This is a genomic window from Chachezhania antarctica (assembly GCF_003646465.1).
In the GTDB taxonomy this organism is placed as follows: Bacteria; Pseudomonadota; Alphaproteobacteria; order Rhodobacterales; family Rhodobacteraceae; genus Chachezhania; species Chachezhania antarctica.
In genome coordinates this window covers 364,593-384,569 of sequence record NZ_QZEX01000002.1, presented here as the reverse complement: position 1 = coordinate 384,569, position 19,977 = coordinate 364,593, and the positions used below count along the sequence as shown (strand labels likewise).

Here is a 19,977-nt window from a genome sequence, read left to right as displayed (position 1 = left end):
AGCTTTGTCCGCTGCGATGAAAACTGCCGCAGACCGTTGACGAAAACTGACTATCCCCGGCGGCGGCCGCGACGGGTGCGTTGCGGGGTGTCGTCACCGGGTTCTTCGGTGCCGTCCACGTTGGAACTGAAACCGCCCAGGATCTCGACGATCTTCTCCAGCGTCGGCGCCTCGTCGCGCGGGCGGGAATCCAGTGCCTCGCGCATCGCGCGGAGGTGTTCGGGCGTGGTGCCGCAGCATCCGCCGACGATCCTGGCGCCGGCGTCGCGGGCCATGCAGGCATAGGCGGCCATCAGTTCGGGCGTGCCGTCGTAATGGATGTGGCCTTCGACATATTTCGGGATGCCGGCGTTGCCCTTGGCGATGAAGGGGCGGGAGGTGTTCTTGGCGGCAAAGCCTAGCACCGTGCGCATCAGGTCGGACGCGCCGACCCCGCAATTGGCGCCGTAGGCGATGGGCGGATTGTCCAGCTCTTCGACCATGTCGGCCATGCCGGCCGAGGTCAGGCCCATCATCGTGCGGCCCGCGGTGTCGAAGCTCATCGTGCCGCACCAGGGCAGGCCGGCCAGCGCGAAGGCTTCGGCCGCGGCCTTGTATTCTTCAGGCGCGCTGATCGTTTCGAGCCACGCGATATCGGCCCCGCCTTCCTTCAGCGCGTCGGCCTGTTCGTGGAACATCTCGACCGCGACGGCGTGGGAGAGGGTGCCCACCGGCTCCATGATCTCGCCCGTGGGCCCGACGGAGCCTGCGACGATCACCTTGCGTTCGGCTTTGTCAGCCACGTTGCGGGCGATCTCCACGCCCACCCGGTTCAGCTCGCGCACGCGGTTCTGCGCGTCGTGCAGCTTCAGGCGCGAGGCATTGCCGCCGAAGGTGTTGGTCAGGAACAGGTCGCTGCCCGCATCGACGGGACCCTGGTAGAGCGCCGCGATTTTCTTGGGCTCGTCCGTGTTCCACAATTCCGGCGCGTCGCCCGATTGCAGGCCCATGTTGAAAAGCGTGGTGCCGGTCGCGCCGTCGGCCAGAAGGACTTCCTTCGAGGCGAGCGCCTTGATCAGGGCATTGTCAGAGGGGGGGGCTGCGGTCATGGCACCTACCGGAACGAGGGGAACAGGATGTGGTCGAAAACCGGTGTCACGCGCGCGTGACCCGGGCAAGACCTAAATCTTTCATGATGAACATGAGGTGCATTGCGGCGGGCGCACCCGCCGCGTGCCAGTGTCCGGAAAGGGATCAGCCTTCGGACATGATCTCCGCCTTGGCGACGGGAAGAAGTTCTTCCATCGTGGCGCGGATTTCGTCTTCCGTCGCCTTGTCGCCCAGATCTGCCTTCACCTTGCGCACGACGTCTTCGTGGCCAGCTTCTTCGAAATCGGCGATGACGACCGATTTGGCGTATTCCGCCGCTTCACCGGCGGTCTTGCCCATCAGGCCGGCGGCCCACAGGCCCACCATCTTGTTGCGCCGCGCCACGGCGCGGAACTGCATTTCTTCGTCGTGGGCGTATTTTGACTCGAATGCGTTGGCGCGATCGTCGAAAGAGCTCATGTGCCTCTATCCTTGTGCAGCGGACGGGATCTCGGCAGATATGCCCTTGCGACCGCTTTCGCGCAAGGGTCCGGCGGCAGTTGCGACATCGCGGACCTTGGATTATGAGGGCTCAACGGCCGGACGGCTTCCGGTACTCCCACCCGAAAGGCACCTTCATGGCGCGGCGCAAGAAGATTTACGAAGGCAAGGCGAAGATATTGTACGAAGGCCCCGAGCCCGGGACCATCGTTCAGTATTTCAAGGACGACGCCACAGCCTTCAATGCCGAGAAGCGCGACGTGATCGAAGGCAAGGGCGTGCTGAACAACCGCCTGAGCGAATTCTTCATGACCGGGCTGAATTCCGTCGGCGTGCCGACCCATTTCATCCGCCGCCTGAACATGCGCGAACAGCTTGTCCGGTCGTGCGAGATCATCCCGCTGGAAATCATCGTGCGGAACTATGCCGCCGGGTCTCTGTCCAAGCGGCTGGGGATCGAGGAGGGCACGCAGCTGCCCCGTCCGATCGTCGAATATTGCTTCAAGGACGACGCCCTGGGCGATCCGCTTGTGACGGAAGAACACATCGCCGCGTTCGGATGGGCCACCCAGCAGGACATGGACGATGTGCTGAGCCTTGCGCTGCGGGTCAACGATTTCATGTCGGGCGTGATGCTGGCGGTGGGCATCCGGCTGGTGGATTTCAAGATCGAGATCGGCCGCGTTTATGATGGCGATTTCCAGCGGCTTGTCATCGCGGACGAGATCAGCCCCGACAGCTGCCGTCTGTGGGACATCGAGACCGGCCAGAAGCTGGACAAGGACGTGTTCCGCCGCGATCTGGGCAGCCTGACGGATGCCTATTCGGAAGTGGCGCGGCGGCTGGGCGTCCTGCCCAAGAATTCCGCCACGGTCAGCAAGCCCACGCTCATCAACTGAATCCATTGGTGACAAGACAGGGCTCAGTGGCAGCTCTCAAGGAGACGCAGGCAATGAAGGCACGTGTGACGGTGCATCTGAAGACGGGTGTTCTGGACCCGCAAGGCGAAGCGGTGCGGCAGGCACTGGGCGCGATGGGCTTCGACGGGGTCGAAGGCGTGCGCCAGGGCAAGGTGCTGGACCTGGATCTGGCAGACGGCACGACCGAGGCGCAAGTGACCGAGATGTGCGAGAAGCTGCTCGCCAACACGGTCATCGAATCCTACACGATCGAGATGGCCTGATGCGCGCGGGCGTCATCACGTTCCCGGGCTCGAACGCCGACCGGGACCTGGCCGAGGCATTCCGCAAGGGCGGCGCCGATGTCACCATGGTCTGGCACAAGGAAACCGAGCTGCCGCAGGGGCTGGACATCATCGGCATCCCGGGCGGGTTTTCCTTTGGCGACTACCTGCGCTGCGGTGCGATTGCGGCCCAATCCCCGATCATCCGTGCGGTGACGGGCTTTGCAGAAAAGGGCGGCTATATACTTGGCGTCTGCAACGGTTTCCAGGTGCTGACGGAAACGGGGCTTCTGCCGGGTGTGCTTCTGCGCAATGCTGGCCTGCATTTCGTGTGCCGGACGGCGCCATTGACCGTGGTGACGTCGGACAGCGCGTTCACCAGCGACTACAATGCCGGGGACGAGGTCATGATCCCCATCGCGCATCACGACGGCAACTACTTCGCCGACGATGACACGCTGGCGCGGCTGGCGGGCGAAGACCGGATCGCGTTTACCTATGGCGACAATCCCAACGGCTCACTGAACGATATTGCCGGGATCCTTTCGGACAACCGGCGCGTGCTGGGCATGATGCCCCATCCCGAACGCTGCGTGGAAGAGGTGCAGGGCGGCACCGACGGGGCGGCGATGTTCCGCGCGCTGGCGGATGTGCTCGCCCCTGCCTGACTTGTGAAGGGCAGGGACCGGGCGTAGCATCGCGCCATGGCCAGGACCGATCAGAGGGACGCGGAGAACAGCTCCGAAACGCTGCCGGCGGTATCGCCTGCTCCGCGCCGCCGTTCGCGCGCGGAAACCCGGCGCTGGCGGCTGCGGACCGCGATCATCGTCCTTCTGGTGATCGCGATGGGGACCATGTGGATCACCAACCAGCTGCTGACCGCGCGCTTCACCGAAACGACGAAGAACCGCGCCGAACTGCGCCTTGCGCTCTACAGCGGCAACCTCGTGTCGGAACTGCGCCGCAACGCCATCGTGCCGCAGCTTCTGGCCCGGGACCCGACACTGATCGGGGCGCTGAATTCCGGCGATTTCAGCCAGTCGACCCAGCGCCTGATTTCCTTCGTCGAGGAGATCGGGGCGGCGTCGCTGATGCTCTTGGACCGTGACGGGCGGACGGTGGCTGCGACCGACCGCAGCCGGTTGGGCTCGATCCACCGCGCGGCGCCCTATTTTCTTGACGCGTCGCGGTCGAACACGACGGTCTTTTCCGTCTTTACCCATGATGCGGGGGGCTATGGCTTCACCTATTCCCGCCGCATCGACAACGGCACCAACCTGCTGGGCGTGATCGTGGTCGAGGTCGACCTTCAGAAGTTCGAACGGGCCTGGGCCGGGATTTCCGACGCGGTTCTGGTGACCGACAGCACCGGCACGATCATCCTGTCGACCGAACCGCGCTGGGTGGGCTTGCAGGAAGACGCAGCACTGGAACGCGAGGCACCGCTTTCGGCCATCGAACGGGCGATCCGCGCCACGACCGACTGGGGCGCGCTGCCGCCAGATGCGTACCTGTTCGGCGAGGCGGTGATGCGGCTGCACACCCGGATCCCGTTCCACGGCTGGCGGATGACGTCCTTTACCAATTACGCCTCGGTGCGGGAGAAGGTGAACGGGGTCCTCGCGCTCGAAATCATGGGCTTCGCGATCCTTCTGGCGCTGCTTTTCTATGCCGCCAACCGTAAGACGGCCCTGCGCATGGCCCTGTTTCAGCGGGAATCCGCCGAACTTCGCCATCTGAACGCCCGTCTTCAGGCCGAGATCGCCGAGCGCGAACGCGTGCAGGAAACTCTTGCCGTGACCGAACAGTCGCTCGCGCAAAGCTCCAAGCTGGCGGCGCTGGGGGAAATGGCGGCGGCGATCAGCCACGAGCTGAACCAGCCGCTGGCGGCGATGAAGACCTATCTGGCCGGCGCCAAGCTTCTGATCCGCCGCAACCGGACGGAAGAAGCGCTGGCCGCCTTCGGCCGTCTGGACAGCCTGATCGAGCGCATGGGCGCGATCACCCGGCAGCTGAAGACCTACGCGCGCAAGGGTGGCAACACGCTGACGCCAGTGAATGTCGGGGCGGCGCTGTCGTCTTCCCTGTCGATGATGGAGCCGCAATTGCGCACCCGGCATATCCGCCTGACGCAAATCCTGCCCAAGGAGCCTGTCTGGGTGATGGGCGATCAGGTTCAGATCGAACAGGTGATCATCAACCTGCTGCGCAACGCGATTGACGCCACGAAATCGGTGGACGACCCGGCACTGGATGTGATCCTCGCTGCCGGCGAAACGGCCAGCCTGACGGTGCGGGACAATGGTGACGGGGTCGAGGATTTCGACAAGCTGTTCGAGCCATTTTACACGACCAAACAACCCGGTGATGGGGTGGGTCTTGGGCTTGCCATTTCGTCGGGCATCGTAAACGACCTGGGTGGCCGGCTGACCGCCAGAAACGGCGAAAAGGGCGGCGCGGTGTTCGAAATACGCCTGCCGATCCTGAAGCGAAATGTCGAAGCGGCGGAATAATAAATCGGAACCGTTGGAACCGGGGGCGCCCCCATTACGTAGTACTTTGAGTTTGGCCAGAACCGGGCGAAGATCCGTCAAGGCAAAAAAGGATTTCAGGGGGTCCGAAGCATCGGCGCATGCGCCGCAAGAAAGCAAGGAGACGGCCGGATGGCGCAGTCGATGAAAATTGCGATCGTGGATGACGAGCAGGATATGCGGCAGTCGATCAGCCAGTGGTTGGCGCTGTCGGGTTACGATACGGAAACATTCGCCTCGGCCGAAGATGCGCTGAAGGTGCTGGGCCCGAATTATCCGGGCATCGTCATCTCGGACATCAAGATGCCGGGAATGGACGGGATGCAGTTCCTGAAAAAGCTCATGGGATCCGACAGCGCGCTGCCGGTGATCATGATCACCGGCCATGGCGACGTGCCGATGGCCGTGGAAGCGATGCGCGTGGGCGCCTACGATTTCCTGGAAAAGCCCTTTGATCCGAACCGGATGTCGGACCTGGCCCGCAAGGCCGCGAATGCCCGCCGTCTGGTGCTGGACAACCGCCAGCTGCGGCGCGAGCTTTCGGACGGCACGCAGATCATGAAGAAACTGGTGGGCGCCAGCCCGGTGATGGAGCGCCTGCGGGAAGACATCCTCGACCTTGGACAGGCCGACGGTCATGTACTGATCGATGGCGAAACGGGGACGGGCAAGACGCTTGTCGCCCATGCGCTGCACGCCGTCGGCGGCCGCGCGGGCAAGAAGTTCGTGCTGATCTCGTGTTCCGCGTTCGAGGAAGAGGCACTGGCCAAGCGGCTGTTTGGTCCGATGCAGCCCGATGACGAACGTCTGCCCGCGCTGGAAGAAGCCCGCGGCGGGACGCTTGTGCTGGAAGACATCGAAACCCTGGGCGATCCGCTGCAAGCCAAGCTGCTGAGCGCGATCAACGAACAGGGCACGCCGGGCGAAACCCGGATCGTCGCGATCTCGAACATGCAGGAGGTCGGCCGCACCTGCGAAGACGCGCTGCGCCCGGATCTGTTCTACCGTCTGGCCGCGTTGCGCATCACGGTGCCGCCGCTCCGGTCGCGGGGCGAGGATATCCTGACGCTGTTCACTCGCCTGACCGAGCAGTTCGCCGAGGAATACGGCTGCGAAGCGCCCCAGATCTCGGCCCAGTCCGCCGCGCAGATCCTGCGCGCGCCGTGGCCCGGGAACGTGCGGCAGCTGATCAACACCTCGGAACGCGCGGTGCTGCAGGCGCGGCGCGGGTCGGGAACGATCGCATCGCTGCTGATCTCGGATCACGAGGAAATGCAGCCGGTGATGACGACCGAAGGCAAGCCCCTGAAGGAATACGTGGAAGCGTTCGAGCGCATGCTGATCGACAACACCATGCGCCGCCATCGCGGGTCCATCGCCGCCGTGATGGACGAATTGTGCCTTCCTCGCCGTACGTTGAACGAGAAGATGACGAAATACGGGCTCCAGCGGTCCGACTACCTGTAAGACGGTCCGGCGCAGGTCCCTGCACGGGGCCTGCGCGCGGCGCTGCGTCATGAACGCAATCTGCCGTTTCATTCATCCGTATTGCAACAACCCGCCGAAAGGATGGTGCAAAACGCTGACCGAACAGGAATGTTACGGATATCCCGACGTGTACATGGTCTTGTCTACATCTTGGCCATTGTGTTTACCGCCACGCTGGTCTTATGCTAAACGGACGGTCTAGCCTGCACTCGGTGCAGGCGAACCGACTTTGAGAGATTCACTGTTCCCGGCCACGGCCCGAACCGGTGGACGCCCCGACGAAGGGGCGCCGGCGCGCTGTGGTTTCGGATTGGTACAATCCGAGCCTCTGGAACAGATGTGACAGACCCTGGAAACAGGGTCGACCCGAGCGCCTTTTTCCGTGCCGTGAACCGGCCGGTGGAAAGGAATATAACGGGCAGGCCGATCGCCTATGGGCGGGGTCTGTCGGAGAAGAACCGCGATGACGCGCGCGCAAGAGATCGAAATCCGGGCGGAAGGGGCAACAGCCCCGTCCTGCCGCGCCGCGTCTCCCATCGCCCAGACAAGACATGCCCGCACGTGCTCCGGACCGCCTGGTCCGGACGTGCGCTTGCGCGTGTGCACGAAGGACAAATGGCAAAGAAAATGCTCATCGACGCCACCCACGCGGAAGAAACCCGCGTTGTGGTGGTGGACGGAAACAAGGTCGAGGAATTCGATTTTGAAGCCGAAAGCAAACGTCAGCTTGCAGGCAATATCTATCTAGCGAAAGTCACACGGGTAGAGCCGTCGCTGCAGGCGGCCTTCGTGGATTACGGCGGCAATCGCCATGGCTTCCTCGCCTTTTCGGAGATTCATCCCGACTACTATCAGATCCCGGTCGCAGACCGCGAAGCGCTGATGGAAGAAGAACGCGCCTTTGCCGAGGCGCAGAATTCGCGTGAAGACGACGAGGGCGAAAAAAATTCGAAGCGTTCGTCGTCTTCGTCCTCCTCGTCGTCTTCGTCTTCCCGGTCGCGTTCGCGCTCGCGGTCCTCGTCGAAGACGCAGGCAGAAACGGTCAAGTCGGATGACGCCGTCGAAACCAAGGATGTGGATCCCAAGGCCGAAGACACTACAGTCGTCTCGCCCGAAATCAGCGGGATGGAGACGATCGACCTCGACGCCGAGAATACCGGCACCGAGGCAGAGGCGCAGACCGATGCTCAGGCGGGCGATACCGCAACGGACACAGCCGACGCACAGGCCGAAGACACGAAGCCGAAAAAGGCCGACAAGGCCCCTTCGGACGACGAGTCCGGCGACGATTCGTATGACGACACCGATGGTGACGACGACGACAGCGACGATGACGGCAACGATGGCCGTAAGTCCCGTCGCTCAGTCTCCCGCTCGCGCGGGTCGCGCAACGATGCGGCGTCGAAGGACGACAGCATCGAATCCGTGTCCGACGACGACGACCAGGATGAAATCCGTCCGCCCCGCAAACCGCGGCCGCGGCGCTACAAGATCCAGGAAGTCATCAAGGTTCGCCAGATCCTGCTGGTGCAGGTCGTCAAAGAAGAACGCGGCAACAAGGGTGCAGCGCTGACGACATACCTGTCGCTGGCCGGCCGATACTGCGTGCTGATGCCCAACACGGCACGGGGCGGCGGGATTTCCCGCAAGATCACCAGCGCGACCGACCGCAAGAAACTGAAGGAAATCGCCACCGAGATCGACGTGCCGAAAGGCGCGGGCCTGATCGTGCGGACCGCGGGCGCCAAGCGCACCAAGGCCGAGATCAAGCGCGATTACGAATACCTCCAGCGCCTGTGGGAACAGATCCGCGAGCTGACGCTGAAAAGCATTGCGCCCGCCAAGATCTATGAAGAAGGCGACCTGATCAAACGTTCGATCCGCGATCTTTATAACCGCGAGATCGATGAAGTCTTCGTGGAAGGCGAACGCGGCTACCGCAACGCCAAGGACTTCATGAAGATGATCATGCCGTCCCACGCGAAGAACGTGAAGCAGTACAACGATCCGCTGCCGCTGTTTGCGCGCTACCAGGTGGAAAGCTACCTTGCGGCGATGTTCAATCCCACGGTGCAGCTGAAATCCGGCGGGTACATCGTCATCGGCGTGACCGAAGCGCTGGTGGCCATCGACGTGAACTCGGGCAAGGCCACCAAGGAAGGCTCGATCGAGGAAACGGCGCTTAAGACGAACCTGGAAGCGGCGGAAGAAGTCGCGCGCCAGCTGCGTCTGCGGGATCTGGCCGGTCTGATCGTGATCGACTTCATCGACATGGACGAGCGCAAGAACAACGCCGCCGTCGAGAAGCGCATGAAGGACCGCCTGAAATCGGACCGCGCGCGGATCCAGGTTGGCCGCATCTCGGGCTTTGGCCTGATGGAGATGTCGCGTCAGCGTCTGCGTCCCGGCATGCTGGAAGCGACGACACAGCCCTGTCCGTCGTGCCATGGCACGGGCCTGATCCGGTCGGACGACAACATGGCACTGTCGATCCTGCGCCAGATCGAGGAAGAGGGCGTCCGCGGCCGTTCACGCGAGGTTCTGGTCAAGTGCCCGGTGGGCATCGCCAACTTCCTGATGAACTCCAAGCGCGAGCATATCGAGCAGATCGAACTGCGCTATGGCATGGCCGTGCGCGTGGAAGGCCATCCGCACCTGATCTCTCCGGATTTCGAGATGGAGAAGTTCAAGCAGGCCACCCGCGCCGTTCCGGTGCCGCAATCGAACGTGGTGTCCATCGACACCACGCAGTTCGACATGGACGACGTGGACACGGACGAAGAGGAAACGCCGGACGAGGATACCCAGGCCAAGTCGGACACTTCCGACAAGTCCGACAGCGGTGAGAACGGCGATTCGGACGACCAGCCGAAGAAGAAGAAGCGCCGCCGCAGCCGCAGCCGCCGCCGCGGAAAAGGCTCGGGCGACAAGCGCGACGACAACGGGTCGGACGAGAATGGCTCGGGCGACAACGGGTCCGGCGACAACGGGTCCGGCGACAACGGGTCCGGCGGGTCGAACGGCGACGATGCGAACGACGGAACGTCGAACAACGATCCGTCGGGCGATGACACGCCGGATGACAACAAGCCCGGCGGCCGCGGCTCCAGCCGTCGCAAGTCCGACAAGGACAAGCCGGCCGAGGACGCGCCCGCACCGGAACCTGTCGCGGCCGAGGCTCCTGCCGAGACGGCGGACGCCGCATCCGCCGAGGCCGCTCCGGCGCCCGAGGTGACGCAAGCCCCGGCGGCCGATCCTGTCCCGGACGCCCCGGAAGAAGCGGCCCCGGAACCGGAAACGGCCGAGGCACCTGCAGCGGAGACGCCTGAACCCGTTCAGGCAGAAGACGCGCCGGCAGAACCCGAGGTCTCGGCAGAGCCTGCCCCGGAACCGGAGAAGGCCCCCGAAGCCCCGGCCGAAAGCCCGGTGACCAACGGTGCCGCACCGCACGATACCGCCGCGGAAGAATCCGCTCCGGAACACGCGGATGTTGCCGTGACTGAGGCCGAGCCGGAAGACGACAAGAAACCCAAGCGTCGCGGCTGGTGGTCGCTGGGTTAAGAAGAAACGGGGCGGGCGCCGGAAGGATGCCCGCCTATCGTCCCTTGCGGATCAGGTAGATCTGGTGGGGGCCTTCGAACTGCTGCGCCAGCAGGGTATGCCCGGCCTCGGTGCAGAAATGCGGCACGTCGATGATGGCCGCCGGATCGTCGGCCAGCATTTCCAGCACCTGGCCTTCGTCCAGATCCTTCAGCCGCTTTCGCGCCTTCAGGACGGGCAGGGGGCACAGAAGCCCGGTGGCATCCAGGTGATGATCGATCTTTGTCATGTCGAATGCGTAGCGCGTTTCGCGGCAGAATGCGAAGCGGTTTGACCGTGCCTGCGATGTTTCGACCTTGCCACGCCGTTGTGACCGCGCGCCGCGTGACGCCGGCCCGCGCTTGGCCTATGTGATCGTTCATGTTCGGGATCGACATATTCGATGCGGCGCTTCTGCCCGCGATGCTGGTGGCGCTGGTCGCCGGCGTGATCAGTTTTCTCAGCCCCTGCGTGCTGCCCATCGTCCCGCCATATCTGGCGTACATGAGCGGCGTCTCCCTGAACGACATGAACAGCGAAAAGGCCGCCCGCCGCCGCGCGACCTTTGCCGCGTTCTGCTTCGTGCTGGGGCTGTCGACCGTGTTCCTGTTCCTTGGCTTCACCGCTTCGGCCCTGGGCACGTTCTTCCTTAAAAATCAGGAGCTTTTCGCCAAGATCTCGGGCGTGGTGGTGATTATCTTCGGCCTGCATTTCCTGGGCGTCTTCCGCATACCGCTGCTGGACCGCGAAGCGCGGCTGGACACGGGGGACAAGGGGGGCTCCGCCCTGGGCGCCTATGTGCTGGGACTGGCCTTCGCCTTCGGCTGGACACCCTGCATCGGCCCGCAACTGGGCGCGATACTGTCGCTTGCGGCGTCCGAATCCTCGGTCGCGCGGGGGACGGTGCTTCTGGGGATCTATGCCGCGGGGCTGGGCATACCGTTCCTGCTGGCGGCGATGTTCATCGGGCGGTCGATGAAGATCATGAATCACATGAAGCGTCACATGAAGCTGATCGAACGGATCATGGGCGGGCTGCTGCTTCTGGTGGGTCTGGCGCTGGTGACGGGGCTTTTCACCCGGTTCAGCTGGTGGCTGCTGGAAACCTTCCCCGGTCTCGCCCTACTGGGGTGACCGCCGCCGCCCGCCGCGCCGTTTCCTGAGCCGGCTTTCGCGGGACGGCAGTTCCTCCATCAACGCGGCGCGGTCCTCGGGGGACAGAAGCGACCACTGCCCGATTTCCTGCGCCGTGCGGTAACACCCGATGCAGATCTTCTCGTCCGGATGCAGCACGCAGATCCGCACGCAGGGGGAGGCGATCTCCTCCCGCGACCAGACGTCTTTGCCATCGCGCCGCGTCATGCGTTCAGCACCCGCAGCCGGTCCAGCGCGCCCTGCAGGATATAGCTGGCGGCCACGTGGTCGATCACTTCCGACCGCCGCCGGCGCGAGGTATCGGCCTCCAGCAGCGCGCGTTCTGCGGCGACGGTGGACAGGCGTTCGTCCCAGAACCCGATGGGCAGATCAGTCTTCTGCATCAGGTTGCGCGCGAAGGCGCGGGTGGACTGGCAGCGCGGCCCTTCGGAGCCGTCCATGTTCCGGGGCAGACCAAGGACGATCCCGCCGATATTGCGGTCGGCGATGATCTTCAGCAGAGCCTCGGCATCCAGCGTGAATTTCTTCCGCCGCACGGTTTCCAGAGGAGTCGCGACAGAGAGCATCAGATCGGTCACCGCAACGCCGATGGTCTTGTCGCCCAGATCCAGCCCCATCAGCGCGCGGCCAAAGGGCAGGGCGCGGGCGAATTCATCGAACGGATCGCAGATCATTCGGTTGGCTCCGGCAATCCGGCCGCCTGCGCCGCGCTGCGGATCTGGTCGATCGCGGGTTGATCGTTGGCAAAGATCGCCAGCGCCTCGTCCCGGATGGCCGCTGCGCGTTCGGTATCGCCCATCACGCCAAGCGAACGGATCAGCTGCGCCCATTGCTCGGGCGGGCCGCCTTCGGTTGACAGCCGGTCGGACAGGTTGTTGACCATGCCCTGGATCATGGCAGAGCGCGCCTCGACCGAAAGGTCGGACGCAGCGTCGATATCCCCGGCGCTCGGGCCGCGAACGGGTGGTTCCTCAAGACCGGCATCCAGTGCCGCGGCGCGGATCAGGTCGATGGCCTGCGGGCTCCCGGCGAAGACGGTCAATGCCTCGTCCAGAATCGCGGTGGCCCGTTCGGTATCGCCCAGAACGCCCAGCGAGCGGATCAGCTGTGCCCATTGCTCCGGCGGGCCGCCTTCCGTTGCCAAACGCTGCGACAGGTTTTCGACCATGCCACGGACCATTGCCGTGCGGTCTTCGCCCGAAAGCTCCGACGCCGCCGCGATATTTTCATCGCTAGGGTCGCGCATGACGGGGGCGGGCAGGGTGTAATTGACGCCCGCCCGCTGCGCGACCTCTTCGATCTGCGCGCGGATCGGGGCTGACCATGGTGCGTCAGGCCCGCTTTGCTGCAGAAGTTCCTGCCAGAACCGGAAGGCCAGATCCGGCCGCCCGGTCTGAAGCTGCATCAGGCCCCAATAATACCGCGCCGCCCCGTTCTGCGGATCGACGGTCAACGTCCGGCGGAGCGCGGCTTCGGCCTCGGGCGAGACATAGCCGCCCGCGGCGCGGATCATCAGCCCGGCCAGCGTGGCGTGGTCGGCGGCCGTCGCCTCGTCACCCTTCAGTTCGACCAGCTTCTGTTGCGCCTCGTAGGCGGCCTTGTAGTTGCCCAGATTGGCCTCGTGCTGCGCCAGCAGCGCCTGGCCCTGCGCGTCGGCGGCGCGTTCGGCCGTCGTCGCGCGCAGGCGTTCTATCAACTGGCGGTAATCGTCGGTCACGTCGACGAGCGGCGGGGCGGGCGGCATCGATGCCTCGGCCGCCGCTTGGTCGGGCCGGCCTTCGCGGGCCTCCTGGGCCAGGGCCACCCGGCGTTTCAGGGACAGGTCGCCATAGCCCGGCGCGCCCAGATCGCGGTAGAGCCACAGGCTCCCCCCCACGACGGCGACGGCCAGCACGGCAACGGCGCCCCACGTGGCCCAGGCCGGGCCCTGCCGTTCGGCGCCTTGGGTTTGCGCGGCGCTGTCGGCGGCAAGGATCCGGCGCGATATTTCCGTGCGCACCCTGTCGGCCTCGGCCTCGGCGATGACGCCGCGGGCCAGATCGCGGTCGACCTCCTTCAACTGGGCGCGGTAGACCTCCAGATCATAGGCGGTGGCCTGTGCATCCCGTCCGCGCGGGCGCAGAACGGCCAGGGTCAGAAGGGCCGCAACCGCAAGCGACAGGCCGATGCTGGCGATCCAGAATGTCATTGCCTCTCCGTCTGTTGCCGGGCTGCATGTGTGCCCGCCGTCTACAGATGGCGTGCCTGTCGCGAAAGCGCAAATAACGAAAGCGCAGGATGTCGCAAGCGGCCGATATTGTGGCGTGCTTTTTCATCGGCCAATCTGCAGGGAAGGATAAGACTCGCCAGGGCCCGGTTCGGGCCTACGTTCACGTTCGTGCCGGAGCAAGCCCAGATGAAACGCTATTCCGCCTTCGCCATCGCCCGCGAAGCCTTCCGCGCCCACACGGGCTGGGACAAGGCCTGGGCCCGGGCCGAGCCCAAGCGCCGCTACGACGTGATCATCGTGGGCGCCGGCGGCCACGGGCTGGCCACGGCCTACTACCTGGGCAAGAACTTCGGCATCACCAACGTGGCGGTGCTGGAAAAGAACTGGCTGGGCGGCGGCAACACGGGCCGCAACACCACGATCATCCGGTCCAACTACCTGCAGGATCCGTCGGCGGCGATCTACGAGAAGTCGCGCAGCCTGTACGAGCATCTCAGCCAGGACCTGAACTACAACGTCATGTTCTCACCCCGCGGCGTGATGATGCTGGCCCAGACCCAGCACGAGATCCGCGGCTACCAGCGCACCGCCCACGCGAACGCGCTGCAAGGGGTGAAAACGGAATTCATAACCCCCGAGCGCGTGAAGGAGCTGTGCCCGATCATCGAACTGAAAGGCCCGCGTTACCCCGTTCTGGGCGCGCTCTGGCAGGAACGCGGCGGCACGGCCCGCCACGATGCGGTGGCCTGGGGCTATGCGCGGGCGTGCTCGGACATGGGGATGGACATCATCCAGAACTGCGAGGTGACGGGCGTCCGCACCGAGGCCGGCAAGGTACAGGGCGTCTCGACCACCCTGGGCGAGATCGACTGCGCCAAGCTGGGCGTTGTCGTCGCGGGCCATTCCGGTGCGCTGGCCGACATGGCGGCCTTCCGTCTGCCGATCGAAAGCGTGGCGCTGCAGGCGCTGGTGTCGGAACCGATCAAGCCCTGCATGGATGTCGTCGTGATGGCCAACACCGTCCACGGCTACATGTCGCAATCCGACAAGGGCGAGATGGTGATCGGCGGCGGCGCCGACGGCTACAACAACTACACCCAGCGCGGCAGCTTCCATCATATCGAGGAAACGGTCCGCGCGCTGGTCGAAACCTTCCCGATGATCTCGCGCCTGAAGATGCTGCGGCAATGGGGCGGAATCGTGGACATGACGGGCGACCGGTCCCCCATCCTGTCGAAGACGCCGGTCGAGAACATGTTCATGAACTGCGGCTGGGGCACGGGCGGCTTCAAGGCCATCCCGGGATCCGGCTGGGGCTTTGCGGAACTGATGGCCACGGGTGAAAGCGCGCTCTGCGCCGAATTCTCGCTGGACCGCTTCCGCGAAGGCCGCTTCATCGACGAAAGCGTCGCCGCGGGGGTTGCGCATTGATGACCCGGGTCTCTTTCCAATGCCCGGCCCCTGCATATGGTCAGGTCCCGACGGCGGGGCCCAATATGCGGCAAATCGGTAACACATGCGTCAGCGGGCATTTGTTTCGGAACTCTTCCCCTCTGTGTCGTGTTCTTCCTGCAACCGTAACCGAACGCAGGAGGCAAAGATGTCAGACCAGACCGACCACGGCTCGGGCGGCGACCGATTCATGGCCTTCGTTCTCGGCGCACTTCTCGTTGTCGCGATGGCCGCGGGCTATCTCGCGTATACGGGCGGCGTCCCGTTCGCCGAACGACCTGACCTCTGGACCCGGATGCCCGGCGGCATCGAAGTCCATGGCGAGGTCAATTCCGGCAGCTGACCTTTCAGCTCTGACCGGCACTGACGGGGACAGGCGTGTCGCGCGCCTGTCCCCGTCGTCGTGCGCGGTGGCTCTTGGCGGGGGCGCCTGATGGCCTATTCCACCGAAAACGCCGACATCATGCGCGCCGATCTGGGGATCGCGCCCGGCCTGTCGGAAAAGAAGATGTTCGGCGGGCTCTGCTTCATGCTGCATGGCAACATGGTCTGCGGCGTGATGAAGGACCACGCCATGTACCGCGTCGGCAAACCGCGCGAGGCGCAGGCACTGGTGGCCGGGGCCGAACCCTTCGCGCTCACCGGGCGCAAGATGGGCGGCATGGTCCAGCTGGATGACGGCGCCTTTACCGATGATGCCACCCGCTGCGCGCTGACCGATCTCGCGCTCGCGCATGCCAACAGCCTGCCTGCGAAGGAGCGTGCCTGATGCCCGTCCGCACATCCGCATCCCGTGGCCGCGCAGGCGCCACATTCCACGCAAAGGTCCCGTCATGCTGATCCTCCAGTGCCCCTATTGCGGTGTCATGGCCGATGAAACCGAACTGTCCCCGGGCGGCGAGGCGCACCTGACCCGCGAAGGGCCGGGCGCCTCGGACGATGCGTTCCACGATTACCTGTTCATGCGCGAGAACCCGAAGGGCGTGCATTTCGAACGCTGGCGCCACGCCTATGGCTGCGGCAAGTGGTTCCACGCCGCCCGCTGCACCACCACCCTGCAGGTCTTCGGCACCTACAAGGCCCAGACCACCGAACCCCCGAAGGACATCCGCGACCGCATTACCAAGGCGCGGCCCGGCTGGACGTGGAGGGATTACGCATGACGCCCCTCGTTCTTCTTTCTCCAAATACTCAAATCCGACTTCGTGGCCAGGGAACCCGTTCATGAGCTACCGCCTCCAGGACCGCGGCCGCCTGATCGACCGCTCGGACAAGATCACCTTTACCTTTGACGGCAAGACCCTCGACGGCTTCGCCGGCGACACGCTTGCCTCGGCCCTTCTGGCCAATAACCAGATGCTGGTCGGCCGGTCGTTCAAGTATCACCGCCCGCGCGGCATCGTGGCCTCCGGCGCGGAAGAGCCCAACGCGCTGGTCAACCTCGGCCACGGCGCCCGGATGGAACCCAACCAGCGCGCCACTACGACAGAACTGTTCGACGGGCTCACGGCCGTGTCTCAGAACCGCTGGCCCAGCCTCGACCATGATATCGGCGCGGTGAATGCGCATCTGTCGCGCTTCCTGCCGGCGGGGTTCTACTACAAGACGTTCCTATACCCGCGCGCCTTCTGGAAATCGGTCTACGAGCCCTTCATCCGCCAGTCGGCAGGCCTTGGCCGCGCGCCGGAAGAAAAGGACGCCGATACCTACGAACATTTCAACACGCACACCGACGTGCTGGTGATCGGTGGCGGCGTGGCCGGCCTGACGGCGGCGAAAGCCGCGGCCGATGCCGGGGCGAAGGTGCTGCTCTTCGAACAGACCGCCGTCTGGGGCGGACGCTCGCCCGTCGATGGCGGGATTATCGACGGCCTTGCGGCCAGCGCCTGGGTCGACCGGACCGTGGCCGAGCTTGAGGCGATGCCCAACGTCACCCTGCGCCTGCGTGCGATGGGGGCCGGGGTCTACGATCATGGCTACGTGCTGGGCTACGAACGGCTGACCGATCACACGCCGGACAAGGACGGGCCGCGTCACCGGCTGTGGCGGATCCGCGCCAAGCAGATTGTCACCGCGACCGGCGCCATCGAACGCCCGCTGGCCTTTGCCGGCAACGATGTGCCGGGCGTGATGCTGGCCTCGGCCGTGCGCGATTTCCAGGAAAACTGGGGCGTGGTGCCGGGCAAGCGGATGGTCGTGGCCACGAACAACGACGATGGCTACCGCACCGCGCTGCTGCTGAACGCGGCGGGGGTCGAGGTGCTGCGCATCCTCGACGCGCGCGAAGGCGGCGGCGGAGAGCTGATGGGCGAGGCCCGGAACGCCGGTATCCGCGTGGATTGCGGCCGGGGCATCGGCAAGGTGTCGGGCGGCAAGCGGGTGAAACACATCCAGATCTGTATGACCAACGGCACCGGCGGCGCGATGGAGGAGATCGCCTGCGACGGCGTCGCCATGTCGGGCGGTTGGTCCCCGGCCGTGCACCTGTGGTCGCACACGGGCGGCAAGCTTCTGTGGGACGAGGCGCAGGCCCATTTCCTTCCCGATTTCTCGCGCCCGCCCACAGGTGCCGACGGCCAGGCCATGGTGCGCACGGCAGGGTCGACCAGCGGGCCGATGGAACTGGCGGCCGTGATTCAGGATGCCCGTTCGGCCGGCGCGGACGCGGCCAATGGCGCAGGCTTCAAGGCGAAGACGTCTAAGCGCCCCTCGGTCGAGACCGCGACCGAGGCGCCGATGCTGCCGGTCTGGCAGATGCCGGGCCGGGCGGATTATCACCTGAAGTCGAAAAGCTGGCTGGATTTCCAGAACGACGTGAAGGTGACGGACGTCGAACTCGCCGCCCGCGAAGGGTTCGAGAGCGTCGAACACACCAAGCGCTATACCACGCTGGGCATGGCGACGGATCAGGGGAAGCTGTCCAATATCAATGGTCTGGCGGTCCTTGCCAATGCGCTTGGCAAGCCCATTCCGCAGGTCGGCACGACGACATTCCGCCCGCCCTACACGCCGATCTCGATGGGCGCCATCGCAGGCGAGGCACGCGGCGAAATCTTCCAGCCCGTTCGCAAGACGCCGATTCACGGCTGGCTCGACGCACAGGGCGCCGACTGGGAACCGGTGGGCCACTGGCGCCGCCCCTACGCGATCCCGCAGAAGGGCGAGAGCGTGCACGACGCCGTGATGCGCGAGGTCACGAACACGCGCGAAAATGTCGGGCTGCTCGATGCCTCGACCCTCGGCAAGCTCTTGGTCAAGGGGCCGGATGCGGGGCGGTTCCTAGACATGCTCTACACCAACATGATGAGCAATCTGAAACCGCGCCGCTGCCGCTACGGGCTCATGTGTTCGGAAAACGGGTTCCTGACCGATGACGGTGTCGTCGCCCGGATCAGCCAGGAATCGTGGCTCTGCCACACCACCACCGGCGGGGCCGACCGGATCCATGCGCATATGGAGGAATGGCTCCAGACCGAATGGTGGAACTGGAAGGTGCACGTGGTCAACGTGACCGAACAATACGCCCAGATCGCCGTCGTGGGCCCGAAGGCGCGCACGCTTCTGGAAGCCTTGGGCGGCATGGACCTGAGCGCCGATGCGCTGCCCTTCATGGCCTGGGCCGATGGCAAGATCGCGGGCATCCCCGTGCGGGTCTACCGGATCTCGTTCTCGGGCGAGCTCAGCTTCGAAATCTCCGTCCGTGCGGGGCAGGGGCTGGCGCTGTGGGAAAAGTTGATGGAGGCCGGCAAGGTCTACGGCGTCATGCCCTACGGGACCGAGGCGCTTCACATCATGCGGGCCGAAAAGGGCTTCATCATGATCGGGGACGAAACCGACGGTACCGTGATCCCGCAGGATCTGGGGCTCGACTGGGCGATTTCGAAGAAGAAGGAAGATTACATCGGCAAGCGCGCGCAGGCGCGGGCGCACATGATGGATCCGGATCGCTGGAAACTGGTGGGGCTGCAGACGCTGGATGGCTCGGTCCTGCCCGATGGCGCTTATGCCGTTGGCGAAGGCATCAACGCGAATGGCCAGCGGATCACGCAAGGCCGCGTGACCTCCTCCTATCATTCGCCCACGCTGGGCTGCGGCATCGCGATGGGGCTTGTCCATCGGGGCCCCGATCGGATGGGCGAGGTGCTGGAATTCCCCGGCACTGATGAAAAGACCTACCGCGCCCGGATCGTGAGCCCGGTCTTCTACGACCCCGAAGGGGAGAAGCAGAATGTCTGACGTGAAATCCGTGACCGCCTTGGGCGGCAAGTCCTTTGGCGGTCTGGTCCGGGTGGCCGAGGCGCCGTTGCAGGGCATGATCACCGTGCGCGGCGATCTTGGGCTGGCTTCGGTCAAGGAAGCGGCGACGGGCTTGACCAAGGCCGAGATGCCCGCGACCGGCCGGATCGAGACCGGGGCGGAGGGCGCCATCGCCTGGATGTCGCCCGACGAACTGCTGGTCCTGTGCGCCTATGCCGACGCCGCCCCGTCCGTGCCGAAGATGGAGGACACGATGGCCAAGGATTTCGCCTCGGCCGCCGATGTGTCGGACGCGCGGGCGATGTTCCGGCTGGAAGGGGCCCTGTCGCGCGAGGTGCTGGCCAAGCTGTCCCCGGCCGATCTGTCGGTCGAAGGTTGCGCGGTGGGCCAGATGCGCCGGACGCGCCTGGCGCAGGTGCCGGCGGCGATCTGGTTTACCGACGACGAAACCGCCAGCGTGATCTGCTTCCGGTCCGTCGCGGACTATGTCTTTGCGCTGCTGAAGACGGCCGCGCAGCCCGGTTCAGCGGTGGGTCTTGCCCCGGCGGGGTAAG

Annotated in this window: 18 protein-coding genes and 1 pseudogene; 13 read left to right on the top strand and 6 right to left on the bottom strand. The window is 64.9% G+C overall.

Features of this window, described 5'->3' with window-relative positions:
- Window positions 1-50 precede the first annotated feature (50 nt).
- Together bmt and D4754_RS05585 are read right to left on the bottom strand one after the other, a co-directional pair.
- Complete coding sequence (gene bmt / locus D4754_RS05590; protein ID WP_121061930.1) at window positions 51-1,088, bottom strand: betaine--homocysteine S-methyltransferase; 1,038 nt, start codon at window positions 1,086-1,088, stop codon at window positions 51-53.
- A gap of 145 nt (window positions 1,089-1,233) precedes the next feature.
- Window positions 1,234-1,548 (bottom strand): DUF1476 domain-containing protein, encoded by a 315-nt coding sequence (locus D4754_RS05585; RefSeq protein WP_121061929.1) that lies wholly within the window; start codon window positions 1,546-1,548, stop codon window positions 1,234-1,236.
- A gap of 158 nt (window positions 1,549-1,706) precedes the next feature.
- On the opposite strand from D4754_RS05585, the gene purC reads away from it, so the two are divergent.
- The 6 genes from purC to D4754_RS05555 all read left to right on the top strand — a co-directional run bounded on the left by purC (window position 1,707) and on the right by D4754_RS05555 (window position 10,332).
- A complete protein-coding gene (purC, locus tag D4754_RS05580; protein WP_121061928.1) occupies window positions 1,707-2,468 on the top strand; it encodes a phosphoribosylaminoimidazolesuccinocarboxamide synthase in 762 nt (253 codons plus the stop codon).
- A 53-nt stretch (window positions 2,469-2,521) separates the two neighbouring features.
- Window positions 2,522-2,752 (top strand): phosphoribosylformylglycinamidine synthase subunit PurS, encoded by a 231-nt coding sequence (gene purS / locus D4754_RS05575; RefSeq protein ID WP_121061927.1) that lies wholly within the window; start codon window positions 2,522-2,524, stop codon window positions 2,750-2,752.
- Entirely contained in the window at window positions 2,752-3,420 is a 669-nt protein-coding gene (gene purQ, locus D4754_RS05570) for a phosphoribosylformylglycinamidine synthase subunit PurQ (RefSeq protein ID WP_121061926.1), read from the top strand. The genes purS and purQ overlap by 1 nt, the downstream gene beginning before the upstream one ends.
- Before the next feature lie 36 nt (window positions 3,421-3,456).
- Window positions 3,457-5,265 (top strand): sensor histidine kinase, encoded by a 1,809-nt coding sequence (locus D4754_RS05565; protein WP_121061925.1) that lies wholly within the window; start codon window positions 3,457-3,459, stop codon window positions 5,263-5,265.
- A 150-nt stretch (window positions 5,266-5,415) separates the two neighbouring features.
- Entirely contained in the window at window positions 5,416-6,750 is a 1,335-nt protein-coding gene (locus D4754_RS05560) for a sigma-54-dependent transcriptional regulator (protein WP_121061924.1), read from the top strand.
- Window positions 6,751-7,386: 636 nt separating this feature from the next.
- On the top strand, window positions 7,387-10,332 hold the full coding sequence (locus tag D4754_RS05555; RefSeq protein WP_121061923.1) for an Rne/Rng family ribonuclease: 2,946 nt from the start codon (window positions 7,387-7,389) through the stop codon (window positions 10,330-10,332).
- A gap of 34 nt (window positions 10,333-10,366) precedes the next feature.
- On the opposite strand, the gene tusA is transcribed toward D4754_RS05555, so the two are convergent.
- On the bottom strand, window positions 10,367-10,600 hold the full coding sequence (tusA, locus tag D4754_RS05550; protein ID WP_121061922.1) for a sulfurtransferase TusA: 234 nt from the start codon (window positions 10,598-10,600) through the stop codon (window positions 10,367-10,369).
- A gap of 131 nt (window positions 10,601-10,731) precedes the next feature.
- Between tusA and D4754_RS05545 the strand changes: the two genes are divergently transcribed.
- Entirely contained in the window at window positions 10,732-11,484 is a 753-nt protein-coding gene (locus tag D4754_RS05545) for a cytochrome c biogenesis CcdA family protein (RefSeq protein WP_121061921.1), read from the top strand.
- Here D4754_RS05545 and D4754_RS05540 read toward each other — a convergent pair.
- From D4754_RS05540 to ccmI, 3 genes and pseudogenes are all read right to left on the bottom strand, one after another.
- On the bottom strand, window positions 11,473-11,712 hold the full coding sequence (locus D4754_RS05540; RefSeq protein ID WP_121061920.1) for a DUF1289 domain-containing protein: 240 nt from the start codon (window positions 11,710-11,712) through the stop codon (window positions 11,473-11,475). The two genes, D4754_RS05545 and D4754_RS05540, sit on opposite strands and share 12 nt — an antisense overlap.
- On the bottom strand, window positions 11,709-12,179 hold the full coding sequence (gene ruvX / locus D4754_RS05535; protein WP_121061919.1) for a Holliday junction resolvase RuvX: 471 nt from the start codon (window positions 12,177-12,179) through the stop codon (window positions 11,709-11,711). The genes D4754_RS05540 and ruvX overlap by 4 nt, the downstream gene beginning before the upstream one ends.
- Window positions 12,180-12,472: 293 nt before the next feature.
- A pseudogene (ccmI, locus tag D4754_RS05530) lies at window positions 12,473-13,693 on the bottom strand (c-type cytochrome biogenesis protein CcmI); the annotation flags it as partial.
- Between the two features lie 207 nt (window positions 13,694-13,900).
- On the opposite strand from ccmI, the gene D4754_RS05525 reads away from it, so the two are divergent.
- The 6 genes from D4754_RS05525 to D4754_RS05500 all read left to right on the top strand — a co-directional run bounded on the left by D4754_RS05525 (window position 13,901) and on the right by D4754_RS05500 (window position 19,976).
- Window positions 13,901-15,145 (top strand): sarcosine oxidase subunit beta family protein, encoded by a 1,245-nt coding sequence (locus D4754_RS05525; RefSeq protein ID WP_121061917.1) that lies wholly within the window; start codon window positions 13,901-13,903, stop codon window positions 15,143-15,145.
- A 169-nt stretch (window positions 15,146-15,314) separates the two neighbouring features.
- Entirely contained in the window at window positions 15,315-15,509 is a 195-nt protein-coding gene (locus D4754_RS05520; protein ID WP_121061916.1) for a hypothetical protein, read from the top strand.
- Window positions 15,510-15,599: 90 nt separating this feature from the next.
- Complete coding sequence (locus tag D4754_RS05515; RefSeq protein ID WP_121061915.1) at window positions 15,600-15,935, top strand: TfoX/Sxy family protein; 336 nt, start codon at window positions 15,600-15,602, stop codon at window positions 15,933-15,935.
- Between the two features lie 64 nt (window positions 15,936-15,999).
- The gene (locus D4754_RS05510; protein WP_121061914.1) at window positions 16,000-16,329 is read left to right on the top strand and encodes a sarcosine oxidase subunit delta; all 330 of its coding nucleotides are present in this window, start codon (window positions 16,000-16,002) and stop codon (window positions 16,327-16,329) included.
- Window positions 16,330-16,390: 61 nt separating this feature from the next.
- Entirely contained in the window at window positions 16,391-19,402 is a 3,012-nt protein-coding gene (locus D4754_RS05505; protein WP_121061913.1) for a sarcosine oxidase subunit alpha family protein, read from the top strand.
- Complete coding sequence (locus D4754_RS05500) at window positions 19,395-19,976, top strand: sarcosine oxidase subunit gamma (protein ID WP_121061912.1); 582 nt, start codon at window positions 19,395-19,397, stop codon at window positions 19,974-19,976. Before D4754_RS05505 ends, D4754_RS05500 begins: the two co-directional genes overlap by 8 nt.
- Window position 19,977: the final 1 nt, after the last annotated feature.